Consider the following 23430-nt stretch of genomic DNA (forward strand, 5'->3'; position numbering starts at 1 on the left):
GCTCGTGACCATGAGCCAGACCCCGGACAGCGCTGTCCGTACGTACATCGAGCAGCATCGGGCCGCCTTCCTCGCCGACCTCGCCGAATGGCTGCGCATCCCGTCCGTGTCGGCCCAGCCCGACCACGCCCCCGATGTACGCCGCAGCGCCGACTGGCTCGCCGCCAAGCTTACGGAGACCGGCTTCCCGACCGCCGAGGTCTGGGAGACACCGGGCGCCCCGGCCGTCTTCGCCGAATGGCCCGCGGGCGACCCCGGGGCACCCACGGTCCTCGTCTACGGCCACCACGACGTGCAGCCCGCCGCCCGCGAGGACGGCTGGGACAGCGACCCCTTCGAGCCGGTCGTCCGGGAGGACCGCCTCTACGCGCGCGGGGCGGCCGACGACAAGGGCCAGGTGTTCTTCCACACACTCGGCGTCCGCGCCCACCTCGCCGCCACCGGCCGCACCGCCCCCGCGGTCAACCTGAAGCTGCTGATCGAGGGCGAGGAGGAGTCCGGCTCCCCGCACTTCCGGGCGCTGGTCGAGCAGCACGCCGAGCGGCTCGCCGCCGACGCCGTGATCGTCTCGGACACCGGCATGTGGTCCGAGGACACCCCCACGGTGTGCACCGGCATGCGCGGGCTCGCCGAGTGCCAGATCGTCCTGCACGGCCCCGACCAGGACATCCACTCCGGTGCCTTCGGCGGTGCCGTCCCCAACCCGGCCACCGTCGCCGCCCGCCTGGTCGCCGCCCTGCACGACGAGCACGCGCGCGTGGCGATCCCCGGCTTCTACGACGGCATCGTCGAGCTCGGCGACCGGGAGCGGCAGCTCTGGGCCGAGCTGCCCTTCGACGAGTCGGGCTGGCTGCGCGAGGCGCACTCGTACGCCACCGAGGGCGAGGCCGGGCACACCACCCTGGAGCGCATCTGGGCCCGCCCCACCGCCGAGGTCAACGGCATCGGCGGCGGCTACCAGGGCCCCGGCAGCAAGACGATCATCCCGTCCTCGGCCCTGCTGAAGCTGTCGTTCCGGCTGGTCGCCGGGCAGGAGCCCGACCACATCGAGAAGATCGTCCGCGCCTGGGCCGCCGACCGGATCCCGGCCGGGATCCGCGCCGAGATCACCTTCCTGCCCGCCACCCGCCCGTGCCTGACCCCGCTCGACCACCCCGGCCTCCAGTCACTGGCCCGCGCCATGGGCCGCGCCTTCGAGAGCCCCATTCGATTCACCCGTTCGGGTGGCTCCGGTCCCGCCGCGGATCTGCAGGACGTCCTCGCCGCCCCCGTCCTCTTCCTGGGCATCTCCGTCCCCTCCGACGGCTGGCACGCCCCGAACGAGAAGGTCGACCTGGGCCTTCTCCTCAAGGGCGTCGAGACCAGCGCCTACCTGTGGGGTGACCTCGCGGAGAACTGGCGCCATGCCCCCTGAGCCGTCGGCGCCGTCCGGAGCGGCACCGCGCGCGGGGCACACTGGGAGAACCGCCCCGCCCGCACCGCCCCCGCCCGACCCGGTCTCCTCCCGCCCATCGTCCCGCTGAACCGCCCGCTGAAACAACCGTTGCACTGGGGGAGTTGGAAGCACCCGTGACCACCTGGACCGACCACACCGCCGACCGACCCATCTCGCTCACCGCCCCGAGCGGCATCGACCGCGCCGCCCACCACCGGCTCGACGAGGCCTGGCTCGCGGCGGCGTGGAGCCACCCCGACACCCGCTGCTTCGTGGTCTCCGGCGGCCAGGTCCTGATCGACGAGACGCCCGACGGGCGCACCGAACTCGTCATGACCCCCTCCTTCGAGGCCCCCCTCACCGAGGCACACCGCTACTTCCTCGGCACCGACGAGGACGGCGTCAGCTACTTCGCGCTCCAGAAGGACGCCCTGCCCGGTCGTATCGACCAGTCCGCGCGGCCCGCGGGCCTGCGCGAGGCCGGGCTGCTGCTGTCACCCCGTGACGTCGGCCTGATGGTGCACGCGGTCGGCCTGGAGAACTGGCAGCGCACCCACCGGTTCTGCTCCCGCTGCGGCGAGCGCACGGTCATCGCCGCCGCCGGCCACATCCGCCGCTGCCCCGCCTGCGGTGCCGAGCACTACCCGCGCACCGACCCCGCCGTGATCATGGCCGTCACCGACGAGGACGACCGCATCCTGCTCGGCCGCCAGGTCCACTGGCCGGAGGGCCGCTTCTCCACGCTCGCCGGTTTCGTCGAGCCCGGCGAGTCCATCGAGCAGGCGGTGCGCCGCGAGGTCTCCGAGGAGGTCGGCGTCACCGTCGGCCCGGTCGAGTACGTCGCCAGCCAGCCCTGGCCGTTCCCGTCCAGCCTCATGCTCGGTTTCATGGCCCGCGCGACCACGACCGACATCGACGTCGACGGCGACGAGATCCACGAGGCCCGCTGGTTCTCCCGCGACGAACTCGGCGCCGCCTTCGACTCCGGTGACGTCCTGCCGCCGTACGGCATCTCCATCGCGGCCCGCCTGATCGAGATGTGGTACGGCAAGCCGCTGCCGACGAGGAGCTTCGTCTGAGACGGCCCGCGATGACCGCCGAGACCTACTGGAACCACAACGTCCACTACCACCCCGTGGTGCTGGACGCCGTACCCGACGGCTGCCGTGCCGCCCTGGACGTCGGCTGCGGCGACGGCCTGCTGGCCGCCGGGCTCGCGGCCAGGGCGGAGACGGTGACCGGCGTGGACCGGTCGGCCGAGATGATCCGGCAGGCATGCAAGCGGGACATCGGGAACGCCACCTTCGTGGAGGGCGACTACCTCCGCGGCGCCTCCCTCGACGAGGGCGGGTACGACTTCGTCAGCGCGGTCGCCGTCATCCACCACTCCCCGTTCGACGACGCGATCGACCGGCTGGTGGAACTGCTCGCGCCCGGCGGCCGACTGGTCCTCGTCGGACTGGCCGACAACCACACCACCCTGGACTGGGTGATCAGCGGCTGCGGGATCCCCGCGAACCTGCTGGCCAGGGCCCGGCACGGCGGCGCGGAGAATCCGGCCGACATGCCCGTCGAGGACCCGATCATGAACTGGGGCGAGGTCAAGCGGTCCACCGCCCATCGCCTCCCCGGACGCCACTACCGGCGTCGGCTGCTGTGGCGCTACACGGTGGTGTGGGACAAACCACGCTGACGACGCGCTGAGACGCGCGAAGGCGGTCCCCGATCAAGCCAGGGACCGCCTTGTCGCAGGAAAACCTACGCGTTGACCTTCTGCTTCACCTGGGCCAGCGAAGGGTTCGTCAGCGTCGAGCCGTCGGCGAAGAGCACCGTGGGGACCGTCTGGTTTCCGCCATTCGCCTTCTCCACGAACGCGGCCGACTCGGGGTCCTGCTCGATGTTGATCTCGGTGTACGCGATGCCCTCGCGGTCCAGCTGGCTCTTCAGCCGGCGGCAGTAGCCGCACCACGTGGTGCTGTACATCGTCACAGTGCCCTGCATCTCGCTCGCGCTCCTTCGGCAGGTCGGGGAAGCTCGTCCAGGAGAGGAACGTACGCGACCCGTCCGCCATTCCCGCAGCACCGGCCCCGAGTGACGCCTGCCGCATTAGTACGACTGCGAGGGGCTGCCTGTGGACAACCGGCGCAGCCGTCTCCGGCGACCTGGCAGCATGGCGGTGTGACAGCAGCAACGCACTCCTCCCTCTTCCCGCAGGCACCGGAGTCGGCCGACGCGGTGCTCGAAGGGCTCGACCCCGAGCAGCGCGAGGTCGCCACCGCCCTGCACGGACCGGTGTGTGTGCTGGCCGGAGCCGGTACGGGCAAGACCCGCGCGATCACCCACCGGATCGCCTACGGGGTGCGGGCCGGCATCCTCCAGCCGTCCAGCGTGCTCGCCGTCACGTTCACCAACCGCGCCGCCGGGGAGATGCGCGGCCGGCTGCGCCAGCTCGGCGCCCAGGGAGTCCAAGCCCGCACCTTCCACTCGGCCGCGCTCCGTCAGCTCCAGTTCTTCTGGCCGAAAGCGATCGGTGGCTCCCTGCCCCGACTGGTCGACCGCAAGATCCAGCTCGTCGCCGACGCGGCCGCCGCCTGCCGTATCCGCCTCGACCGCGGCGAGCTGCGGGACGTCACCGCCGAGATCGAGTGGTCCAAGGTCACCCAGACCGTCCCCGCCGACTATGCGCCGGCCGTCGCGAAGGCCGGCCGCGAGTCCCCCCGGGACCCGGCCGAGATCGCCCAGATCTACTCGGTCTACGAGGACCTCAAGCGCGACCGCGCGGTGATCGACTTCGAGGACGTCCTCTTGTTGACCGTCGCCGTCCTGCAGGACCGGCACGACATCGCCGACCAGGTCCGCGCCCAGTACCAGCACTTCGTCGTCGACGAGTACCAGGACGTCAGCCCGCTCCAGCAGCGGCTGCTGGAACTGTGGCTCGGCGACCGCGACAGCCTGTGCGTCGTCGGCGACGCCAGCCAGACCATCTACTCGTTCACAGGAGCAACCCCCGACCATCTGCTCGACTTCCGTACCCGTCACCCCGGGGCCACCGTCGTCAAACTGGTCCGCGACTACCGCTCCACACCCCAGGTCGTCCACCTGGCCAACGGGCTGCTGGCCCAGGCCCGCGGCCGCGCCGCCGACCACCGCCTGGAGCTGGTCTCCCAGCGCCCCGCCGGACCCGAGCCCGTGCACACCGAGTACACCGACGAGCCCGCCGAGGCCGAGGGCGCCGCCCGCCGCATCCGGGAACTCGTCGACTCCGGGGTCCCGGCCGCCGAGATCGCCGTGCTCTTCCGGACCAACGCCCAGTCCGAGACCTACGAGCAGGCGCTGGCCGACGCCGGAGTGCCCTACCAACTGCGCGGCGCCGAGCGGTTCTTCGACCGGCCCGAGGTGCGCAAGGCCGGTGTCGCCCTGCGCGCCGCGGCCCGCTTCGGCGGCAACGACGCACTGCTCGACGACACCGTGGACCTGCCCTCCCAGGTACGCGCGGTCCTCTCCGGGGAGGGCTGGAACACCACGCCCCCGGCCGGTTCCGGCGCGGTCAGGGAACGCTGGGAGTCGCTCGCCGCCCTGGTCAACCTCGCCCAGGACGTCGCCGCCGCCCGGCCGGCCGCCACCCTCGCCGACTTCGTCGCGGAACTCGACGAACGGGCCAACGCCCAGCACGCCCCGACCGTCCAGGGCGTCACCCTCGCGTCGCTGCACTCGGCGAAGGGTCTGGAGTGGGACGCCGTCTTCCTGGTCGGGGTCGCCGAGGGCATGATGCCGATCACCTATGCGAAGACCGACGAACAGATCGAGGAGGAACGCCGTCTCCTCTACGTCGGCGTGACCCGCGCGAGGGAACGGCTGTATGTGTCCTGGTCCCTCTCCCGCACCCCCGGCGGCCGGCCCAACCGCAGGCCCAGCCGGTTCCTGGACGGCCTGCGGCCCGGCTCCACCGGCACCGTCGGCCGCGGTGGCGGCGCCGGCACCGGGGGCGTCGAACGCGGCTTCTCCGGCGGCCCCGGTCACGTCGCGCCCCGGCGCACCCAACGCACCCCGGCCCGCTGCCGGGTGTGCGGGCGCACCCTCACCGACGCCGGTGAGATGAAGCTGATGCGCTGCGACGGCTGTCCGTCCGACATGGACGAGGGGCTCTACGAGCGGCTGCGCGAATGGCGTGCCGACCAGGCGCGGCTCAGTGGTCAGCCCGCCTTCTGCGTCTTCACCGACCGGACGTTGATGGCCATCGCCGAGAGCGCTCCGGACGACGATCGCGAACTGGCCCGCATCCCCGGCGTCGGCATGCGCAAGCTCAACCGTTACGGCGCCGATGTTCTGGCCATCTGCGCAGGCCAGGAGCCCGGGGGAGACCCGGCGGACGACTGATGAGAACTCGTCGAAAAAATAGTTTGCGCATGCCCCAGCAATCCCCATAGGTTCTAGGCACGGAAGCGGCGGCCTTCTCGAAGGCCCGGTTCCGTGATGTACTTGCATATCCGAAGGACTGGCTCAACCCCAGTCCCTTAGACGCCGAGAGGAGGCGAGTCCAGTGATCAGCATCAAGACCAACATCAGCGCGGCCAAAATGACCGATCTCTCGGCCGTCTCCGTGTGCATGCTCGGCGTCTCGAACCTGGGCACCGGTCTGTCCGGCATCTCTGCCGTGCGTCCGGCGTCCTCCGTTTCTCTCGCGGGTCTTCCTGTCAGTGAGCGGGATGAGCGACCGACCGAGGCACTGGAAGCAGTAGCGGCACAGGCCAAGGCCTATGCCTTTACGGCAGCCGGTGCCGGAAGCCGGAAGCAGACGACGCAGCACCACCTGATGTGGGCCTTCCGTGGGCCAGAACCCTGGAGTGATCCAGCCTGATCGATCAGGCCGGCGCCTTCAGGGCCGCGGAACCCCATCCGGGATCCGCGGCCCTTCTGTTTTTCCCCGAACGGGGAGAGCGGAGCGAAGGGGCCTCGGGGCAAGAGCAGAACCCGGTACCAGCCGCCAACCGGTCCAACCCGACCGGCACGACCAGACGAGGAAGAACAACCGTGCAACTCGAAGCGCACGCCCCGTCCGTACCGCCTTCCGAAACGATCCCCCCGCCCGGCCTCACGGAGGACTCCACCTTGATCCCGCTCACCGCGCTCACCGCGCTCGACGACGCCATCGAGAACCTCGGCGTACCCGTCCCCTGCCGGTCCTACGACCCGGAGGTCTTCTTCGCCGAGACGCCGGCGGACGTCGAGTACGCCAAGTCCCTCTGCCGTACCTGCCCGCTGATCGAGGCCTGCCTCGCCGGTGCCAAGGAGCGGCGTGAGCCCTGGGGCGTCTGGGGTGGCGAGCTGTTCGTCCAGGGTGTCGTCGTCGCCCGCAAGCGGCCCCGTGGCCGTCCGCGCAAGAACCCGGTCACGGCATGAACATCCTCGGAACGATCGACCGCCCCCTCACGCACGACCCCAAGAAGCAGGCCCCGATGAAGCCGTCCACCAGCGAGCCCGCGGGCTCCGCGACTCCAGACTTCACCTCCGCCGGTATCACCACCGGCTCGCGTCAGAACAGGACCCGAGAGATGCAACTCATCCCAGAAGCCTTGGCTCGTGCGCATATGCACGAGCGACTGCACGAGGCCGAGCGGGAACGCCGGGCGGTTCGCCTGGTGACCGCTCGCCGGATGCAGCGCAGGGCCGAGCGCGCCTCGATGCGTGCCCGCCGTGCGCTCGCCATGGCCGTCATGCAGTGACCCAGCACACCTGAAGCGGTGGCCTCCCGATCCCGGGAGGCGAAAGCTCCCCGCGGGGGCCGGTCCGGCCGAACGGACCGGCCCCCGCGGTGCGTTGTCCGCTCGGATCCGCGCCGCGGAGTTATCGTCGCCTGGTGACGAGTCTTCCCGGAGGCAGTGATCACGGCGGCTCCGCCACGGAGCCCCACCCGCTCGTGTGCGCCCGCTGCGGCACCCCGGCCGACGGCCCCCAGCCCACCACCTGGACCTGCTCCGTGGAGAACGGCGTCCGCCAGTTCTTCTGCGACACCTGCTCCAGGGAGAACCTCCGCGCGATCGAGGGCCGGCTCGACTCGCCCTGGTGGTGACCCCCGCCCCTACTGCGCTTCCAGGGCCGCCCCCGCCGTCCCCGCCGCGTCGGCCGCCTCTGCTTCCTCGGCCTCCGCGAACTCCTCGTACTCGTCGTACGCGTCGAGGTCCTCGGGCACGAAGCCGGGCAGCCATACCTCCAGTTCCTCCCGCAGCCGTACCGTCGCCCCCAGCTGGCAGAGCACGCCGATGGTGCTCAGGGTCACCCGGTGTATCAGCAGGTAGGCCGGCGGCAGGTTGAGCTGTTTGCCCAGCTGGTGGGCGGGGTTGCGAGGGTCGGCGATACGGGCCGCCTGGCTGCGCATCCAGTTCCGGGTGAACGTGAACTCGTCGACCTGGGCCGGTTCGATGATCGGCAGCAGATAGTCGAGGACGGCGTCCGGGTCCAGCTCTATGGACTCCTTGACGAACCCCTCCGTGCACAGCAGCTCGTAGACGGCCTCGGCGTCGCCGTCCAGCGTCATCCGCAGGGAGTCGCCGATCGGGGCGGGCAGCCCGCCGGCGAGGCGGTCGACCGTGCCGAAGTCCAGCACGCCCAGACGCCACTCCTCCTCGTCCTCCGGCTCGGCCGGCAGCAGACGGAAGTTGCCCGGGTGGGGGTCGGCGTGCAGCAGGCCGGTGCGAGCGGGGCCCGAGAACAGGAACCGGGCCAGCAGCTGACCGGCCCGGTCGCGCTGCTCCTGGGTGCCCCCCGAGATGATCTCGGAGAGCGGTATCCCGTCCATCCACTCCGTGACCAGGATCTGCTCGCACTGGTGCACCACCGCCGGGACGACCACGTCGGGGTCGTCCTCGAACTCCTCCGCGTGTGCCGTCTGGGCCTGCGCCTCCAGGGCGTAGTCCAGTTCCTCGGAGACCCGGTCGCGCAGCTCCGCGATCAGCGGCTTGATGTCCATCCCGGGGATCAGCGGACCCAACAAGCGGGCAAAACGGCTCAATTGTCCCAGGTCGGACAGGAGGGCCTCGCCCGCTCCCGGGTATTGCACCTTGACCGCGACCTCACGGCCGTCGTGCCACACCGCACGGTGCACCTGGCCGATCGAGGCCGCCGCCGCGGGCTTCTCCTCGAACTCCACGAACAGCTCCCGCCAGTCCTCCCCGAGCCGTTCGGCGAGCACCGCGTGCACGGTGCGGGTCGGCATCGGCGGCGCGGCGTCCTGGAGCTTGGTGAGGGCCGCCCGGTAGGGGCCGGCGATCTCCTCCGGGAGGGCGGACTCGAAGACGGACATGGCCTGCCCGAACTTCATCGCCCCTCCCTTCAACTCCCCGAGGACCTTGAAGAGTTGTTCCGCCGTGCGCTGTTGCAGCTCGCGGCCGACGATCTCCGCGGACTCGCCCACGATGCGCTTGCCCAGACCCCAGGTGGCCCGGCCGGCGAAGCCGAGCGGGAGCGCGGCGAGCTTGGCGGTCCGGGTGACCGCCTTCCGGGGAAGATCAGACATGCGCCCTCCAAGTCCCAGTCGGCCGCGCCGCGTCCGTGTGCTCTCGTCGCTCCGCCGACGGCCGTTGCACCACCATTGTCTCGTGTCGGTCCCCGTTGGTTGAGGAGTGTTCCCCCTTAGCTTTCTCCGCCGCGCCGCACGGGCATGCGGGATGCGGCCATACCGGTCGGGCGTGCCAGTGCAGCGTGGGCACGGACGCCTCCCAGCGCACTCCTGTACCGGCCGGCGACTCCCCGTCGAGGAAGGCCAGGGCATGTGCGGCGGCCAGCCCGGCCACGGCCGTCGCCAGCGTCAGATCGCAGGCGCCCACCCGGCGGGCCTGACCGGAACGCCACTGGGCGACCAGGCGCGGCCAGGCCGGGTCCCGGTCCGTGCGGTGCTCGTGCAGACAGCGGGCGCAGCCCGTCCCGCCGGGCAGGACGAGCGGCCCGACGACACCCGTGCCCTCCACCACGCCCGTGTAGAGGTGAGGAGTCCCCGCGTCCATGAGCGGCTCGGCGGCGCGCGCGTCCGGGGCGTGCACCAGGACGTCGTCGCGCGGGGCGACGACCACCAGGGAGAGGCCGGGTTCCTCGGCCGCCGGGTCCGGGCGGCGCGGCGGGCGGTCCGGGGCCGCCCGGCGGACGACCCGGCGCGCGGCCTCGTCCCGGCGCTCGCCGATCGCCTCCGCGGGGAGTCCGCCCGGTGCCACGTCCCACGGCTGGACCCGGCCCACGTCACGCACGTCGACCTCCCCGACCCCCGCGCCCGACAGCAGCGCGGCCAGCGTGACCCCGACCCGGCCCGCACCCCGCACCTGCACCCGCAGCGCACGCCGGGCCGCCAGCCGGCCGAGCGCACCGCCCGGCTCCGGAGTGGTCAGCGAGAGCGAGGCCAGATCGGGGCCCAGCCGGTCCAGGACCTCCTTCTTCGCGCGCAGCGCCTGCGCCGCCGGCCCGCCGCCGTGCGGGTCGTCGACGAGACCGGCCCGCGACAGCCGCTCCACCAGCGCGTCGACCTGCCCGTCCGGCAGGTCCATGCGCCGCCCCTCCGCGCGCAGCAGCGCCAGCCCCCGGGCGCCGTCGAGCAGGTCCAGGAAGCTGCCGGTCGCCGTGTCCATCGGCCCGAGGGTCATCGCGTGCGCCGGGGTCATCCCGAACTGCACGGTGTTGAGATCACGCCAGCCGCGCCGGAGCGCGGGCTTCACCAACGGATGCATGACAGGCCCCCGTAACTGTCGAAAGGTCATGGAACGTCCCCGTCTGCCGGTGGAGCCGGTCACGCCCCGCCGACGAGTGCCAGCATGCCCGGGCCGCCCGGCGGGTGCCGAAAGTTGTCCACAGGCGGTGGGTATTCGTCGTACAAATCAAACGCATGGTGGGGGATCGGCATCGAACCGTCCCGGACCCGGGACTTCCCGCATGTGCAGCGGGTAACGTCGGGGCGTGCCCGCCGACCCACTGCACCGCGCCGGACAGCCACAGCGCAGCACGACGAGCCAGCCGCCCAGCGGCCCGGGGGTGAGCGCGATCGAGGTACGCAGGAGCGCCCGCCGCCGCCGGACCGTTTCTGCGTACCGCGAGGGCGATCGCACCGTCGTGCTGATCCCCGCCCGGATGTCCGAGGCGGAGGAGAAACGCTGGGTGACCGTCATGCTCAACAAACTCGCCGCCCAGGAGAGCAGGCGAGTGCTGGGCGACGCCGAACTGGCCGAGCGCGCCCAGCGGCTGTCGGAACAGTACTTCGACGGCCGGGCCCGCCCCGCCTCGGTGCGCTGGGTCACCAACCAGAACACCCGCTGGGGTTCGTGCACCCCGGCCGAGGGCAGCATCCGGCTCTCGCACCGGCTCCAGGGCATGCCCGAGTACGTCGTCGACTACGTCCTCTGTCATGAACTGGCGCATCTGCTGGTGCCGGGGCACGGGCCCCGGTTCTGGCGGCTCCTGGAGGCGTATCCGCGGACCGAGCGGGCCCGGGGCTATCTCGAAGGGGTGGTCGCCGCCGACCGGTTGCCCCCGGTGCCCGGCGGGCGCGATGAGTGACACGCCCCGGGAGCGCTCCCTCCTGGGTCGCTGAGCGCGGTTGTGTACCGGGTCTGTACCGACTTCTTCCGATGTCCGAGTTAGCCGTTAGCCTGACGCGACGCACTCACATTCGGGATGGGGGACGGTCGTAACGCATGGCCAGGGAATTCCAACGCGGCCACAAGGCCAGGATCAGTGACCTCACGGCCGGCACGGATCTGTACGTAGGGGTGCAGATCTCCGGGCCCGGTCTGACGTTCGACATCAGCTGCTTCGGCCTCGACGCCGACGAACGGCTCTCGGACGACCGCTACTTCGTCTTCTTCAACCAGCCGAAGTCCCCCGAGGAGTCCATCCAGCTGCTGGGCGCGCAGGCGGGCGACACGGAGTCCTTCCGGATCACGCTGGACAGGATCCCGCCGCAGATCCAGAAGCTGGCGTTCACGGCGACCCTCGACGGCGCCGGCCAGATGTCGCAGGTCGCTCCCGGATACATCCGGATCGTCGCGGGCGGCGAGGAGGTGGCCCGGTACTCCTTCACCGGCGCGGAGTTCTCCACCGAACGCGCCGTGATGCTGGGCGACTTCTACCTGAAGGACGTGTGGCGCTTCGCCGCCGTCGGCCAGGGTTTCGACGGCGGTCTGGAGGCGCTGCTGAAGAACTTCGGCGGCGAGGTGATGGAGGAGGAGGCGCCCGCCGCGCCGGAGCCGCAGCAGCCGCAGAGCGGGGCCGCGCCCGGCTTCGCGCCGCCCGCGTTCGGAGCTCCGTCCGCGCCCGCGCAGGCCCCCGCGCCCACGCCGCCGCCTGCGCCCGCCCCCCAGGGCTTCACCCCGCCGCCGGCCCCCGGCCCGGTGCCGGCCTCGAACGTGCACCATGCGCCCACCGTCATCGCCCCGTTGACCCCGCCCGCGCCCGGCATGGTGCCGCCACCGTCCCCGGCCCCCGCGCCCTACGGCCAGCCGCCCGCCCCGCCCGGCTACGGCCAGCCCCCGGCGCCCCCGCAGACTCCGGGCCCGCCGCCCGGTTACCCGCAGGCGCCCCAGGCCCCGACCCCGCCCCCGGGCTACGGCCAGCAGCCGCCGTTCGGGCAGGTTCCCGGCCAGCAGAGCTACGCGGTCCCGCAGGGCGCTCCGCAGGGCGGTGCCGGTGTCGGTGCCGCGCTCCAGAAGTTCAAGGAGACGCCCACCGGGCAGCGCTGGACCCCGCAGAACAGCAAGCTCATCCGCGTCGACCTCGGGATGGGCGGGCAGCCGGTGCTGGCCCGGCAGGGCAGCATGGTGCTCTACCAGGGCAAGGTCGACTTCAGCTACAAGGGTGCCGGATTCGCCGGCCGGCTCGTGGGCAACGCCACCGGCCAGGAGATGCAGCTGATGCGCTGCACCGGCCACGGCCAGGTCTTCCTCGCCGAGAACTCCGCGCACCTGCACCCGATCGAGCTCCAGGGCGACGCGATCTGCGTCTCCGCCGAGAGCGTCCTCGCCTTCGACGAGAGCCTCCAGTACGAGGTCCGCCGGGTCGAGGGCCACGGCATCCCCGGCGGCGCGCTGTTCACGATGCAGTTCCAGGGCACCGGCACGATCGTCGTCAAGACGCACGGCACGCCCGTCGTGCTGCCCGTGACCCCGACGACCTTCGCGGACTGCAACGCGATCGTCGCCTGGTCGGCGGCCTCCCAGGTGATCGTCTCCAGCCAGGTCCGGATGCGCCGCAACGCCTACCCGGGCGACACCGGCGAGAGCGTCAACCTGCAGTTCCGGGGCGCGCCCGGGAACTTCATCGTCGTCCAGCCGTACGAGGTCTGAGGGAGCCCGTCATGAACCAGCCGCTCGCGGGCTACGCTCCCGCACCCGTCACCGCCCGTATGGACAACCATGGCGACCACATGCTGAAGGTCGCCATGCAGACCGGGAACGACCTCCTCGCGCGCGTGGGGTCGATGGTCGCCTACGAGGGCTTCGTCCAGTACGAGCCCAATCCGCCGGCCGTGCGCCAGATCGCCCGGGACTGGGTGACCGGCGAGGGGGCGCCCCTGATGAAGTGCTCCGGCGACGGCCTGCTCTACCTCGCCGACTACGGTGCGAACGTCGTCGTCATCAACCTCAACGGCGACGGCATCTCGGTCAACGCCACCAACCTGCTCGCCTTCGACGCCCACCTCACCTGGGGCGTGGAGCGGGTCAAGGGGCTGGCGAAGTTCGCCGGCCAGGGCCTGTGGAACACCAAGATCTCCGGGCAGGGCTGGGTCGCGCTGACCTCCCGGGGCAAGCCGATCGTCGTCGACTGCGGCGGCGGCGAGGACGAGACGTACGTCGACCCGGACGCGCTGGTGGCCTGGTCGCCGAACCTCAAGGTGAAGGGCAAGCGCAGCTTCAAGGCGCAGTCGCTGATCGGCCGGGGCAGCGGCGAGGCCTACCAGATGGCCTTCTCGGGCCAGGGCATCGTCGTCGTCCAGCCCAGCGAGGACAGCACCGACCGGCTCCGGTTCCGGGGCTGAGGGGGAGTCAGAGAACCATGCAGAGCCCGCTTTTCGCCTTCAACGACTCCCAGGCCCGGGACCGCTACAGCCTCCAGAACAAGCAGATGCTGCGGGTCGTCCTGGAGGGCCACGACGACATCCTCGCCCGCAAGGGCACCATGGTCGCCTACCAGGGGCTCGTCGAGTTCGACGCCGAGTACCAGGGCCACAACCAGGCACGCGCGCGTGCGTACACCGGTGAGGGCCTGGACCTGATGCGCTGCCACGGGCAGGGCACGGTGTACTTCGCCAACCTGGCCCAGCACATCCACGTCCTGGACGTCGAGCAGGACGGCCTGACCGTGGACAGCTCCTACGTCCTCGCCATGGACTCCTCGCTGCACCACGAGGTCGTCGCCGTCGACAGCCTCTACGGCATCTCCGGGTCCGGGAAGTACCAGCTCAACATCACCGGGCGCGGCAAGGTCGCCCTGATGACCTCCGGTGCGCCGCTGCTGATGCAGGTCACGCCCGACAAGTACGTCAACTGCGACGCCGACGCGATCGTGGCCTGGTCCACCGGGCTGCGTGTCCAGATGCAGGCCCAGACGCATTCCTCGGGCGTGTGGCGGCGCCGGGGCAACACCGGTGAGGGCTGGGAGCTGAGCTTCATGGGAAGTGGCTTCGCGTTGGTCCAGCCGAGTGAACTGCTGCCTCCGCAGAGTGCCCAGATCGGTCAGGGCCTCGCCGCCCAGTTCGGCATGGGCCAGCAGGGCGCGCGCGGGATGAACCAGGGCAACGTCTGGAGCTGAGCGCCCGGGTAAGGGGCGACCGCCTAGGCGGTCGCCCCTTACCCATGGGTCGATCTCAGAGCCGGGCGCGGGTCGCCTCCAGCAGCGCTACGACCGAGTCGTCGGCGACCGCCGGGACCTCGTCGTAGGCGAACCAGCGCAGGTCGAGGGACTCGTCGCTGATCGCGTGGGCGGCGCCGGGCGGGGCCAGGGCCGCGTACTGGACGTCGAAGTGCCAGTGGCAGGGCGCCGGGATCGCATGCCGGTCCAGGCGGACCGGGCCGCCCGGCAGCAGGGTCAGCCCTGGGATGCCGGACTCCTCGGTCGCCTCCCGAAGGGCCGCGGCGGCCACGTCGGCGTCGCCCGGCTCGCAGTGGCCGCCCATCTGCAGCCACATCCGCAGCTTCCTGTGCAGGGTCAGCAGCACCCGGCCGCGCCCCGGGTCCACGACCAGGGCGCTCGCCGTCACATGGCCCGCGTGACAGGCCTTCCACATGCCGTCGGGGTGGGCCGCGAGATGGTCCAGGTAGGCCTGGCGCAGCTCTTCCTGGCCCTCGTACCCCTTGAGGACGAGGACCGCGTCGTCGTACAGGCTCACTCGGTGTCGTCGCCCTCGGCCCGGTCGTCCTTCTTGCGCAGGTCGGGCTTCTGGGCCGCCTCGCCGAGCATCTTGTCCAGCTCGGAGAAGTCCAGCTGCTCGCGGTGCACGAAGCCGTCCGGGTCGTCCAGGTCGGAGGCCGTCGGCAGCATGTCCGGGTGGGCCCACAGGGCGTCCCGGCCGTCGACACCGCGCGCGTCCGTGAGCGAGGCCCACAGGCGGGAGGCGTCGCGCAGCCGGCGCGGGCGCAGCTCCAGGCCGATCAGCGTGGCGAAGGTCTGCTCCGCGGGGCCGCCCGTGGCACGACGGCGGCGCAGGGTCTCGCGCAGCGCGTCGGCGGACGACAGACGCGGTTTCGCGGCCGCGTGGACCACCGCGTCCACCCAGCCCTCCACGAGCGCCAGAGCGGTCTCCAGACGGGCCAGGGCCGCCTTCTGCTCGGGGGTGTCCTCCGGCTGGAACATGCCCTGCTGAAGGGCGTCCTGCAGCTGCTCGGGGTTCTGCGGGTCGAACTGGCCGACCACGTCCTCCAGCTTGGCCGTGTCGACCTTGATCCCGCGCGCGTACCCGTCGACCGCGCCGAACAGGTGGGAGCGCAGCCACGGCACATGCGCGAACAGACGCTGGTGGGCCGCCTCGCGCAGCGCGAGGTACAGCCGCACCTCCTCCTTCGGCACGCCGAGGTCCTTGCCGAACGCCTCGATGTTCACCGGCAGCAGCGCGGCCTTGCCGGCCGGGCTCAGCGGCAGGCCGATGTCGGTCGAGCCGACCACCTCGCCCGCGAGCACGCCGACGGCCTGCCCGATCTGGGTGCCGAACATGGCGCCGCCCATCGAGCGCATCATGCCGATCAGCGGGCCCGCCATGGCCTGCATCTCCTCCGGCAGCACGTCGCCCATCGCGGCGCCGACCCGCTCGGCCACCGGGTCGACCAGCTCCTGCCAGGCGGGCAGCGTCGCCTCGACCCACTCCGCGCGCGACCAGGCCACGGCCGAGCCGGAACCGGACGGCAGCGACGTCGCGTCGTCCAGCCACAGGTCGGCCAGCCGTACGGCCTCCTGGACCGCAGTGCGCTCGGCGGGGCCCACGCTCGCGTCCTTGACGCCGTCCGACGTGCCCTGGGAGACCGTCTGGCGGGCGATCTGCTTGGCCATGTCCCAGTTCACCGGGCCGCCCTCGTACGAGAGCATCTGGCCCAGCTGCTGGAAGGCCGCGCCCAGGTCGGTGGGGTTCAGTGAACCGAACATGGCAGCGAACGGATTGTCGGCGCCGGGGCCGCCGAAGCCGCCGGCTCCGGGTGTGCCGAAACCGAACGGGTTGGCCGGTCCCTGCCCACCACCGCTCTGCTGGTCCTTCTTCTTGCCCTCGTCGCCGTCTTCCGGCTCCTCCGGCGGAAGGCCGAAACCGAATGGGGTGTCACTCACGGGAATCCTCGGCTGGTAAGGCCACCGGTTCTCTCCGGCGGCGCGGCTGCCCGACAACACCACCCAGCGTAGACACCCGAGCCCGATCGGGCCTCGGTGCTTCGCCGACAGTCGGCCTGCGGCAGGATGGATGCCACCTGGTACGTACGCGTCACTCACGCTCGTACTGAAGACAACCGCTGGAGACGCCCGGTGAGTTCCCCAGATCCGCAGGTTCGCGCAGCGCGAAACCACTCAACCCCTCCCGCCCTGCGCGGGCCCGTCGTCGCCGTGACCGGCGCCGCGACCGGGGTCGGCGCGCTGCTCACCGAGCGGCTGGCCGCGTCCGAGGAGATCAAGCAGGTCATCGCCATCGACGAGCGGCGCGGGGAGTGCGCGGACGCCCAGTGGCACATCCTCGACGTACGGGATCCGGCCATCGCCGAGAAGCTCCGCGGGGCCGACGTGGTGGTGCATCTCGCGCTCGACCTCGACCTGGAGACCGATCCGGCGGCGCGCACGGCGTACAACGTGCGCGGCACGCAGACCGTGCTGACGGCCGCGGCCGCCGCCGGTGTGCACCGCGTGGTGCTGTGCACCTCCGCGATGGTCTACGGCGCGCTGCCGGACAACGAGCTGCCGCTCTCCGAGGACGCCGAGCTGCGGGCGACCGCGGAGGCCACGGGCGTGGGTGATCTGCTGGAGATCGAGCGGCTCGCGCGCCGGGCGCCCCGCGCGCACCCCGGGCTCAATGTCACCGTCGTGCGCCCCGCGGTGCTCGTGGGCGGCACCGACACCGCGCTGACCCGGTATTTCGAGTCGCCCCGGCTGCTCGTCGTCGCCGGATCGCGGCCCGCCTGGCAGTTCTGCCATGTCGAGGACCTGTGCGGTGCGCTCGAGTACGCCGTCCTGGAGAAGGTCGACGGGGAACTCGCCGTCGGGTGCGACGGATGGCTGGAGCAGGAGGAGGTCGAGGAGCTCAGCGGGATCCGGCGGATGGAGCTGCCGTCGGCGGTCGCGCTCGGCGCGGCGGCCCGGCTGCACCGGATCGGGCTCACCCCGTCGCCGGCCGGGGACCTCGCGTACACGATGTATCCGTGGGTGGTGAGCGGGAGCCGGCTGCACGACGCCGGGTGGCGGCCCGGGTGGACGAACGAGGAGGTGCTCGCCGAGTTGCTGGAGGAGGTGTCCGGCCGGCACACCGTCGTCGGACGGCGGCTCGGGCGGAAGGACGCGACGGCCGCGGGCGCGGCGGGAGCGACGGTCGCGCTGCTGGGCGCGGCGGCCGTGGTGCGGCGGGCCCGCAAGGCGCGGCGGCGGATCTGAGCCCTCCCGGACCCTGGCGAGAAAGGCTTCGGCCCTGGCGAGGAAGACGTCGGCCCTGTCGGGAGGACCGGCGTTCGGCAGAGCTGTAGGAGTCTCCAAAGCCGTACGCGCCCGTGCCTGGTGTTGGGCGTATTCCGTGTGGTCCCGGGCTTGCGGCACGATGGGGGTATGGCTGCTATGAACGATCATCCCGGTGAGCAGGGTGCCGAAGACCCCGTCAAGCTGATCGGGATCCGGGAGACCGCGCTCTCCGTGGACGAGGTCTTCGCGGCCGTCGGGGACGACGCGGCCGGCGGGATCGCGCTGTTCGTGGGGACCGTGCGGAACCACGACGGCGGCGCCGACGTGGACGCGCTCGGGTATTCGTGTCATCCCAGCGCCGAGCGCGAGATGCGGCGGATCGCCGAGAAGGTCGTCGCGGAGTACCCGGTGCGGGCGCTGGCCGCCGTGCACCGGGTGGGGGACCTGCGGGTGGGTGATCTCGCCGTGGTCGTCGGCGTGTCGTGCCCGCATCGGGGGGACGCCTTTGAAGCCTGTCGGAAGCTGATCGACGATCTCAAGCACGAGGTGCCCATCTGGAAGCACCAGACGTTCTCCGACGGCACCGAGGAATGGGTCGGGGCCTGCTGAAGGAGCCCGTCCGGTTTCCGGTTGCGTAACCGTACCCCCCGCGTGAGCGTTGTCACTGCGGATGTTTAATCTGCTGATCAGTCAGTCGCGGACGCTCAAGGGGTTGGGAGGTCGGCATGGCGGCGCTCGTCTGGTTGCTGATTCCGCTTGTGGCGGCGGTCGGTGCCGGTCTGTGGGGCAGCTGGGCCAATCGGACCAGGAGAGCGCGCGGCGACGGGCCGGAACTCGACGGGTACGCGCGGTTCCGCGAGGCCATGGAGAAGTCCCACACCGGCAGCTGAGACGCGTGCGACGGGTGGCCCTGACGGTGCGCTGACAGACGCGTCCCGTACTGTCTTCGCATGCCACGCCGCACCGCGACGATGCTCGCCTCGACTCTGATGCTGATCGCGCTCCTGTGCGCCGGAGTCCTCATCAACGTGCCGTACTCGGAGATGTCCCCCGGCCCGACCGTGAACACGCTCGGGGACCACGACGGCGAGCCGGTGCTGCAGATCTCCGGGCACAAGACCTATGCCACGTCCGGGCATCTGAACATGACCACGGTGAGGGTCACCAGCGCCGACTACAAGATGAACCTCGTGGAGGCGGTCTACGGGTGGCTCTCGCACGACACCAAGGTCGTGCCGCACGACACGCTGTACCCGAACGGCAAGACGGAGCAGCAGTCCACCCAGGAGAACGCCGAGGAGTTCAGCGAGTCCCAGGAGAGCGCCAAGGTCGCCGCCCTGAAGGAACTCGGCGTCCCGGTGAAGTCCTGGGTGATCGTCTCCACGGTGCTCAAGGACTCGCCCGCCGAGGGCAGGCTGCACGCCGGTGACGTGATCAAGGCCGTCGACGGCACGGCGGTCAAGCAGCCGGAGGACGTCGCCACGCTGGTGACCAAGCACAAGCCCGGCCAGGACGTCGTCTTCACCGTGGTGCCGGCCAAGGAGCAGGCCGCCGCCGTGAAGGCGAACAAGACGGCCACCAAGACGACGGACGTCACCATCAAGACCGCCACGTCCGACGACAGCGGCGAGAAGCGGGCCATCGTCGGGATCTCCGCCGGGACCGATCACACGTTCCCGTTCTCCATCGACATCAAGCTCGCCGACGTCGGGGGGCCCAGCGCGGGACTCATGTTCTCGCTCGGCATCTACGACAAGCTCACCCCGGGCAGCCTCACCGGCGGCAAGTTCGTCGCCGGTACCGGCACCATCGACGACGACGGCACGGTCGGCCCGATCGGCGGCATCTCGCTGAAGACCATCGGCGCGCGCAGCAAGGGCGCCCAGTACTTCCTGACCCCGGCCGACAACTGCGCCGAGGCCGCCAAGGACACCCCGAGCGGGCTCACCCTGGTCAAGGTCAAGACCATCGGCAACGCCCTGGACGCCCTCAAGGACATCCGCGGCGGGGACACCGCCGACCTGCCGAAGTGCAGCACCAAGGGCTGACACACGGACCCGGACACGGCCGGGGGCGCCCTTCCTGACGAAGGGCGCCCCCGGTGCCGTGGCCGACCGTGGCCGAGGGGCTCAGTCCTCGAAGGTCGCCTTCAGAGCGTCCGCCAGACCCGGGACCAGGTCGGGGCCGGTGAGAACCTCCGTCGGCGAGTCCTTCTCGCGCAGGCGTACGGCCGAGTCGCGGCTGCCGTCGCGCAGCACGCCGACCGTCATCCGGACCTCCTGGCGCTCGGGGTGCTGGGCCACCCACCTGGCCAGCTTGGCCTCGCTCAGCCCCTCGGGGACCTGGGACTCGGCGGACGGCGGCAGCATCAGGCGTTCCACCGTGAGCGCGCAGCCCACCACCGCGTCCGGCCAGGCGATGGTGCCCAGGAACTCGTCCAGCGCCTTGTCCGTTGGCACTTCGTCCTGCTCGATCGGGGTGAGACCGGTGGTCGCGGACTCCTCCTCCAGACCGAGCTGGGCGGCGAGGGCCGGTTCCTGGGTCCGCAGCCGTGCGGTGTCGACGAGGGCGAAGAGGCGAGCGGGCTGGTCCCAGCCGAGGCCGGAGGTGTACTCGTCGATCTCGAGCACGGCCCGGGTGAGCGGGTTCGCTGCCATGGGAGTGTTGGACATGGTCACAATCCTGCCTCGTTCATGGCCGGAATCGGGAACCGAGTAAGCCGTGAGTAAGTTGCATAGGTGTGGCACCGCGATCACAGGGGGCCACGGAAGGCCCACCGACACCGGGGCCTGACGGAACAAAAGCGGATCAACAGCGGATCAATCAACAGCGACTTCGAGGTGCGCACCTTGGCTTTCCAGATGCCGGACCGCGGCGGAGGCCCGACGGGGCCACGGATCAGGGCGACGGGACGTCCGTCCCGGCGCGTCCGGACCCTGCTCATGACCCTGGGCGTCCTTGCCGTGCTCGGCATGACGTTCACCATGTTCGCGGGCTTCTGGACGGACTGGCTCTGGTACCGGTCGGTGCACTACTCCTCGGTGTTCACCACCACGCTGTGGACCAAGATCGGGCTGTTCTCCGTCTTCGGCCTGCTGATGGCGGCCGGGGTGGGCTTCAACATCTGGCTCGCGCACCGACTGCGGCCGCCGCTGAGCGCCATGTCCATGGAGCAGCAGAGCCTCGACCGGTACCGGATGGGCATCGCGCCGTACAAGAAGTGGCTGCTGCTCGCGGTCACCGCGCTGGTCGGGCTGATCGCCGGCGCGTCCGCGGCCGGCCAGTGGCGCACCTGGCTGATGTGGGTCAACGGCGTGCCCTTCCACCAGAAGGACCCGCAGTTCCACCTCGACGTCTCCTTCTACGCCTTCGACCTGCCCTGGTACCGCTTCCTGCTGGGCTTCGGCTTCGCCACCGCGATCCTCTCCCTGATCGCCGCCGCGCTCACCCACTACCTGTACGGCGGGCTGCGCGTCACCAGCCCGGGCGCGCGCGCCACCGGTGCGGCGACCGGCCACCTCTCGGTGCTGCTCGGTTTCTTCGTCGCCCTCAAGGCGGTCGCCTACTGGCTCGACCGGTACGGACTGGCCGTCAAGTCCAGCGACTTCAAGGCCACCGGCAACTGGACGGGCCTCAGATACGTCGACGCGAACGCGTATCTGCCGGCCAAGACGATCCTGTTCTGCATCGCCGTCATCTGCGCGCTGCTGTTCTTCGCCACCCTGTGGCGGCGCACCTGGCAGCTGCCCGTCATCGGCTTCGGCCTGATGGTCCTGTCGGCCATCCTCATCGGCGGTCTCTACCCGGCGATCGTCCAGAAGTTCCAGGTCCAGCCGAACGAGCAGGCCAAGGAAGCCCCGTACGTCCAGAAGAACCTCAAGGCGACCCGCGAGGCCTACGGCATCGACGACACCAAGGTCACCGAGTACACGGGCAAGAGCACCACCACGGACAAGAGCAAGCTCCGGGACGACGTCGACGCCACGGCGAGCATCCGGATCATGGACCCGAACATCGTCTCGCCCACGTTCCAGCAGCTCCAGCAGATGCGGAACTACTACGCGTTCCCGACCAACCTGGACGTGGACCGCTACACCAAGGACGGCAAGGCCCAGGACACCGTCATCGGGCTGCGCGAGCTGAACCTCGCCGGCATCCCGAAGAACAACTGGATCAACGACCACTTCCGCTACACCCACGGCTACGGCGTGGTCGCCGCCAAGGGCACCGAGGCCGACAGCCAGGGCCAGCCGGTCTTCACCGAGTCCGACCTGCCGTCCCAGGGCGACCTGGGCACGTACCAGCAGCGGATCTACTATGGCGAGAAGACCAACACCTACTCGATCGTCGGCGGTCCCCAGAAGGAGATCGACTACTCCGACGACAGCGGTGAGAAGACCACCAGCTACGAGGGCAAGAGCGGGGTCAGCCTCTCCAGCCCGATCAACCGGGCCGCGTACGCGGTGGCGTTCAACGAGCCGCAGATCCTGTACTCGGGCGCGATCGGCGAGGGCTCGCGGATCCTGTACAACCGCACGCCCAAGGAGCGGGTCGAGGCGGTCGCCCCGTGGCTGACCATCGACGGCGACGCGTACCCGGCGGTCGTGGACGGCCGTATCCAGTGGATCGTCGACGCGTACACGACGACGAACGGCTATCCGTACGCCTCCCGTACGACCCTCGGCGACACCACCGCCGACTCACTGACCGCGACCAACAACTCCCGCGCGGTGGTGGCCCAGCAGAACCAGGTCAACTACATCCGCAACTCGGTGAAGGCGACGGTCGACGCGTACACCGGCGCCGTCAAGCTCTACCAGTGGGACACCGAGGACCCCGTCCTGAAGACCTGGATGAAGGCCTTCCCGGGCACGGTGGAGCCCCGGACCGCCATCCCGCAGTCCCTGATGGACCATCTCCGGTACCCGCAGGACCTGTTCAAGGTGCAGCGCGAGCTGCTCACCCGCTACCACGTGACGGACGCCCAGACGTTCCTGACCGGCAGCGAGGTGTGGCAGGTGCCCGACGACCCGACCAACAAGTCGGGCGACGCCGTGCCGCCGTACTACCTGAGCATGAAGATGCCCGACCAGAGCGCGCAGACGTTCTCGCTGTCGACGACGTTCACGCCCAACGGCCGGGACAACCTCAGCGCGTTCATGTCGGTGGACTCGGAGGCCGGTTCGAAGGACTACGGCAAGATCAGAATCCTGAAACTGCCGACCAGTACGACCGTCGACGGACCCAAACAGGTCCAGAGCCAGTTCAACTCCGAACAGGACATCGCCGCCGCGATCAAGCTCCTCAAGGGCGGCGACTCCGAGGTGGAGTACGGCAATCTGCTGACCGTGCCACTGGACGGTGGCCTGCTCTACGCGGAGCCCGTCTACGTCCGCGGTGCCGGCGTCAAGTACCCATTGCTGCGCAAGGTGCTGGTCACCTACGAGGGCAAGACCGCCTTCGAGAACACCCTCGACGAGGCGCTCAACAAGGTCTTCGGGACCGAGGGTTCGGACACCGGATCCTCGGACACCGGGACGACCACGCCGCCGACATCCTCCAACCCCACGGTCCAGGAGGCGCTGAACGACGCCCAGAAGGCCTTCGACGCGGGCCAGGAGGCCCTGAAGAAGGGCGACTGGACGGCGTACGGCAAGGCGCAGGACGAGCTGCAGGACGCGCTGAAGCGGGCCGAGGACGCACAGTCCAAGGCCGACAAGGCGAGCGGCGGCGGTACGAAGGCGAGCGGCAGCCCGAGTCCGAGCAGCAGTCCCGGCAGCAGTGCCAGTCCCGCTGCCGGCAGCAGTCCCAGTCCGGGCGCGAGCGCCAGTCCGAGCGGGTAGCCCGGGCCGATGATCGAACCAGCCCCGCGCCGTGATACGGTT

General features: G+C 70.9%; 23 protein-coding genes. 17 read left to right on the forward strand and 6 right to left on the reverse strand.

Annotated features, from left to right (window positions below; genetic code table 11):
- Window positions 1–10: 10 nt before the first annotated feature.
- From ACIPSJ_RS12915 to ACIPSJ_RS12925, 3 genes are all read left to right on the forward strand, one after another.
- On the forward strand, window positions 11–1414 hold the full coding sequence (locus ACIPSJ_RS12915; RefSeq protein ID WP_401345524.1) for a dipeptidase: 1404 nt from the start codon (window positions 11–13) through the stop codon (window positions 1412–1414).
- A gap of 155 nt (window positions 1415–1569) precedes the next feature.
- Window positions 1570–2514, forward strand: a complete 945-nt coding sequence (gene nudC / locus ACIPSJ_RS12920) for an NAD(+) diphosphatase (protein ID WP_355715795.1) — start codon at window positions 1570–1572, stop codon at window positions 2512–2514.
- Window positions 2515–2525: 11 nt separating this feature from the next.
- Window positions 2526–3128, forward strand: a complete 603-nt coding sequence (locus ACIPSJ_RS12925) for a class I SAM-dependent methyltransferase (RefSeq protein ID WP_401345526.1) — start codon at window positions 2526–2528, stop codon at window positions 3126–3128.
- Window positions 3129–3193: 65 nt separating this feature from the next.
- On the opposite strand, the gene ACIPSJ_RS12930 is transcribed toward ACIPSJ_RS12925, so the two are convergent.
- Window positions 3194–3436 carry a mycoredoxin gene (locus ACIPSJ_RS12930; protein WP_355715799.1) on the reverse strand — a complete coding sequence of 81 codons (243 nt, stop codon included), beginning with the start codon at window positions 3434–3436 and terminating at the stop codon, window positions 3194–3196.
- A 177-nt stretch (window positions 3437–3613) separates the two neighbouring features.
- Here ACIPSJ_RS12930 and ACIPSJ_RS12935 point away from each other — a divergent pair, with 177 nt between their 5' ends.
- From ACIPSJ_RS12935 to ACIPSJ_RS12955, 5 genes are all read left to right on the forward strand, one after another.
- Entirely contained in the window at window positions 3614–5812 is a 2199-nt protein-coding gene (locus tag ACIPSJ_RS12935; protein ID WP_401345528.1) for an ATP-dependent DNA helicase UvrD2, read from the forward strand.
- A 163-nt stretch (window positions 5813–5975) separates the two neighbouring features.
- Window positions 5976–6293: a hypothetical protein gene (locus ACIPSJ_RS12940; protein ID WP_359220114.1), complete on the forward strand. Its 318-nt coding sequence runs from the start codon at window positions 5976–5978 to the stop codon at window positions 6291–6293.
- Window positions 6294–6466: 173 nt separating this feature from the next.
- Window positions 6467–6835 (forward strand): WhiB family transcriptional regulator, encoded by a 369-nt coding sequence (locus ACIPSJ_RS12945; protein ID WP_355715805.1) that lies wholly within the window; start codon window positions 6467–6469, stop codon window positions 6833–6835.
- Window positions 6832–7158 carry a hypothetical protein gene (locus ACIPSJ_RS12950; protein WP_355715807.1) on the forward strand — a complete coding sequence of 109 codons (327 nt, stop codon included), beginning with the start codon at window positions 6832–6834 and terminating at the stop codon, window positions 7156–7158. The genes ACIPSJ_RS12945 and ACIPSJ_RS12950 overlap by 4 nt, the downstream gene beginning before the upstream one ends.
- A gap of 134 nt (window positions 7159–7292) precedes the next feature.
- Entirely contained in the window at window positions 7293–7505 is a 213-nt protein-coding gene (locus ACIPSJ_RS12955) for a hypothetical protein (protein ID WP_359220117.1), read from the forward strand.
- Window positions 7506–7514: 9 nt separating this feature from the next.
- Here ACIPSJ_RS12955 and ACIPSJ_RS12960 read toward each other — a convergent pair whose 3' ends face one another.
- Window positions 7515–8948 carry an ABC1 kinase family protein gene (locus ACIPSJ_RS12960; RefSeq protein ID WP_401345531.1) on the reverse strand — a complete coding sequence of 478 codons (1434 nt, stop codon included), beginning with the start codon at window positions 8946–8948 and terminating at the stop codon, window positions 7515–7517.
- On the reverse strand, window positions 8941–10146 hold the full coding sequence (locus tag ACIPSJ_RS12965; RefSeq protein WP_359220122.1) for a TOMM precursor leader peptide-binding protein: 1206 nt from the start codon (window positions 10144–10146) through the stop codon (window positions 8941–8943). The genes ACIPSJ_RS12960 and ACIPSJ_RS12965 overlap by 8 nt, the downstream gene beginning before the upstream one ends.
- A 226-nt stretch (window positions 10147–10372) precedes the next feature.
- Here ACIPSJ_RS12965 and ACIPSJ_RS12970 point away from each other — a divergent pair, with 226 nt between their 5' ends.
- The 4 genes from ACIPSJ_RS12970 to ACIPSJ_RS12985 all read left to right on the forward strand — a co-directional run bounded on the left by ACIPSJ_RS12970 (window position 10373) and on the right by ACIPSJ_RS12985 (window position 14218).
- A complete protein-coding gene (locus ACIPSJ_RS12970) occupies window positions 10373–10969 on the forward strand; it encodes a M48 family metallopeptidase (protein ID WP_359220124.1) in 597 nt (198 codons plus the stop codon).
- A gap of 137 nt (window positions 10970–11106) precedes the next feature.
- On the forward strand, window positions 11107–12753 hold the full coding sequence (locus tag ACIPSJ_RS12975; protein ID WP_401345533.1) for a TerD family protein: 1647 nt from the start codon (window positions 11107–11109) through the stop codon (window positions 12751–12753).
- A gap of 11 nt (window positions 12754–12764) precedes the next feature.
- On the forward strand, window positions 12765–13445 hold the full coding sequence (locus ACIPSJ_RS12980) for an AIM24 family protein (protein ID WP_355715823.1): 681 nt from the start codon (window positions 12765–12767) through the stop codon (window positions 13443–13445).
- 17 nt (window positions 13446–13462) lie between these two features.
- The gene (locus ACIPSJ_RS12985) at window positions 13463–14218 is read left to right on the forward strand and encodes an AIM24 family protein (RefSeq protein WP_355715826.1); all 756 of its coding nucleotides are present in this window, start codon (window positions 13463–13465) and stop codon (window positions 14216–14218) included.
- Between the two features lie 55 nt (window positions 14219–14273).
- Here the strand turns inward: ACIPSJ_RS12985 and ACIPSJ_RS12990 are convergent, their stop codons facing one another.
- Both ACIPSJ_RS12990 and ACIPSJ_RS12995 read right to left on the reverse strand, forming a co-directional pair.
- On the reverse strand, window positions 14274–14795 hold the full coding sequence (locus ACIPSJ_RS12990; RefSeq protein ID WP_359220130.1) for an NUDIX hydrolase: 522 nt from the start codon (window positions 14793–14795) through the stop codon (window positions 14274–14276).
- Window positions 14792–16219, reverse strand: coding sequence for a zinc-dependent metalloprotease (locus tag ACIPSJ_RS12995; protein ID WP_355715831.1), 1428 nt, complete (start codon window positions 16217–16219; stop codon window positions 14792–14794). Before ACIPSJ_RS12995 ends, ACIPSJ_RS12990 begins: the two co-directional genes overlap by 4 nt.
- Window positions 16220–16411: 192 nt before the next feature.
- On the opposite strand from ACIPSJ_RS12995, the gene ACIPSJ_RS13000 reads away from it, so the two are divergent.
- The 4 genes from ACIPSJ_RS13000 (at window position 16412) to ACIPSJ_RS13015 (ending at window position 19593) form a co-directional block, all read left to right on the forward strand.
- A complete protein-coding gene (locus ACIPSJ_RS13000; RefSeq protein WP_401345535.1) occupies window positions 16412–17524 on the forward strand; it encodes an SDR family oxidoreductase in 1113 nt (370 codons plus the stop codon).
- A gap of 168 nt (window positions 17525–17692) precedes the next feature.
- Entirely contained in the window at window positions 17693–18154 is a 462-nt protein-coding gene (locus ACIPSJ_RS13005) for a molybdenum cofactor biosynthesis protein MoaE (protein WP_359220134.1), read from the forward strand.
- 116 nt (window positions 18155–18270) lie between these two features.
- Entirely contained in the window at window positions 18271–18435 is a 165-nt protein-coding gene (locus tag ACIPSJ_RS13010) for a hypothetical protein (protein ID WP_355715838.1), read from the forward strand.
- A 60-nt stretch (window positions 18436–18495) separates the two neighbouring features.
- Window positions 18496–19593, forward strand: a complete 1098-nt coding sequence (locus ACIPSJ_RS13015; RefSeq protein WP_359220136.1) for a PDZ domain-containing protein — start codon at window positions 18496–18498, stop codon at window positions 19591–19593.
- Window positions 19594–19674: 81 nt separating this feature from the next.
- On the opposite strand, the gene ACIPSJ_RS13020 is transcribed toward ACIPSJ_RS13015, so the two are convergent.
- Entirely contained in the window at window positions 19675–20217 is a 543-nt protein-coding gene (locus tag ACIPSJ_RS13020; protein WP_355715843.1) for a PPA1309 family protein, read from the reverse strand.
- Window positions 20218–20406: 189 nt separating this feature from the next.
- Between ACIPSJ_RS13020 and ACIPSJ_RS13025 the strand changes: the two genes are divergently transcribed.
- On the forward strand, window positions 20407–23388 hold the full coding sequence (locus tag ACIPSJ_RS13025) for a UPF0182 family protein (RefSeq protein ID WP_401346239.1): 2982 nt from the start codon (window positions 20407–20409) through the stop codon (window positions 23386–23388).
- Window positions 23389–23430 lie beyond the last annotated feature (42 nt).

Origin of the sequence: Streptomyces sp. NPDC090088 (genome assembly GCF_044747345.1) — a bacterium.
In the GTDB taxonomy this organism is placed as follows: Bacteria; Actinomycetota; Actinomycetes; order Streptomycetales; family Streptomycetaceae; genus Streptomyces.

Excerpts from the sequence above, each read along its gene's own strand:
- ACIPSJ_RS12915 (WP_401345524.1), top strand. The coding sequence starts at position 11 with ATGAGCCAGACCCCGGACAGCGCTGTCCGTACGTACATCGAGCAGCAT.
- ACIPSJ_RS12925 (WP_401345526.1), top strand. The coding sequence starts at position 2,526 with ATGACCGCCGAGACCTACTGGAACCACAACGTCCACTACCACCCCGTG.
- ACIPSJ_RS12930 (WP_355715799.1), bottom strand. The coding sequence starts at position 3,436 with ATGCAGGGCACTGTGACGATGTACAGCACCACGTGGTGCGGCTACTGC.
- ACIPSJ_RS12950 (WP_355715807.1), top strand. The coding sequence starts at position 6,832 with ATGAACATCCTCGGAACGATCGACCGCCCCCTCACGCACGACCCCAAG.
- ACIPSJ_RS12960 (WP_401345531.1), bottom strand. The coding sequence starts at position 8,948 with ATGTCTGATCTTCCCCGGAAGGCGGTCACCCGGACCGCCAAGCTCGCC.
- ACIPSJ_RS12965 (WP_359220122.1), bottom strand. The coding sequence starts at position 10,146 with ATGCATCCGTTGGTGAAGCCCGCGCTCCGGCGCGGCTGGCGTGATCTC.
- ACIPSJ_RS12975 (WP_401345533.1), top strand. The coding sequence starts at position 11,107 with ATGGCCAGGGAATTCCAACGCGGCCACAAGGCCAGGATCAGTGACCTC.
- ACIPSJ_RS12980 (WP_355715823.1), top strand. The coding sequence starts at position 12,765 with ATGAACCAGCCGCTCGCGGGCTACGCTCCCGCACCCGTCACCGCCCGT.
- ACIPSJ_RS12985 (WP_355715826.1), top strand. The coding sequence starts at position 13,463 with ATGCAGAGCCCGCTTTTCGCCTTCAACGACTCCCAGGCCCGGGACCGC.
- ACIPSJ_RS13005 (WP_359220134.1), top strand. The coding sequence starts at position 17,693 with ATGGCTGCTATGAACGATCATCCCGGTGAGCAGGGTGCCGAAGACCCC.
- ACIPSJ_RS13010 (WP_355715838.1), top strand. The coding sequence starts at position 18,271 with ATGGCGGCGCTCGTCTGGTTGCTGATTCCGCTTGTGGCGGCGGTCGGT.
- ACIPSJ_RS13015 (WP_359220136.1), top strand. The coding sequence starts at position 18,496 with ATGCCACGCCGCACCGCGACGATGCTCGCCTCGACTCTGATGCTGATC.
- ACIPSJ_RS13020 (WP_355715843.1), bottom strand. The coding sequence starts at position 20,217 with ATGTCCAACACTCCCATGGCAGCGAACCCGCTCACCCGGGCCGTGCTC.
- ACIPSJ_RS13025 (WP_401346239.1), top strand. The coding sequence starts at position 20,407 with ATGCCGGACCGCGGCGGAGGCCCGACGGGGCCACGGATCAGGGCGACG.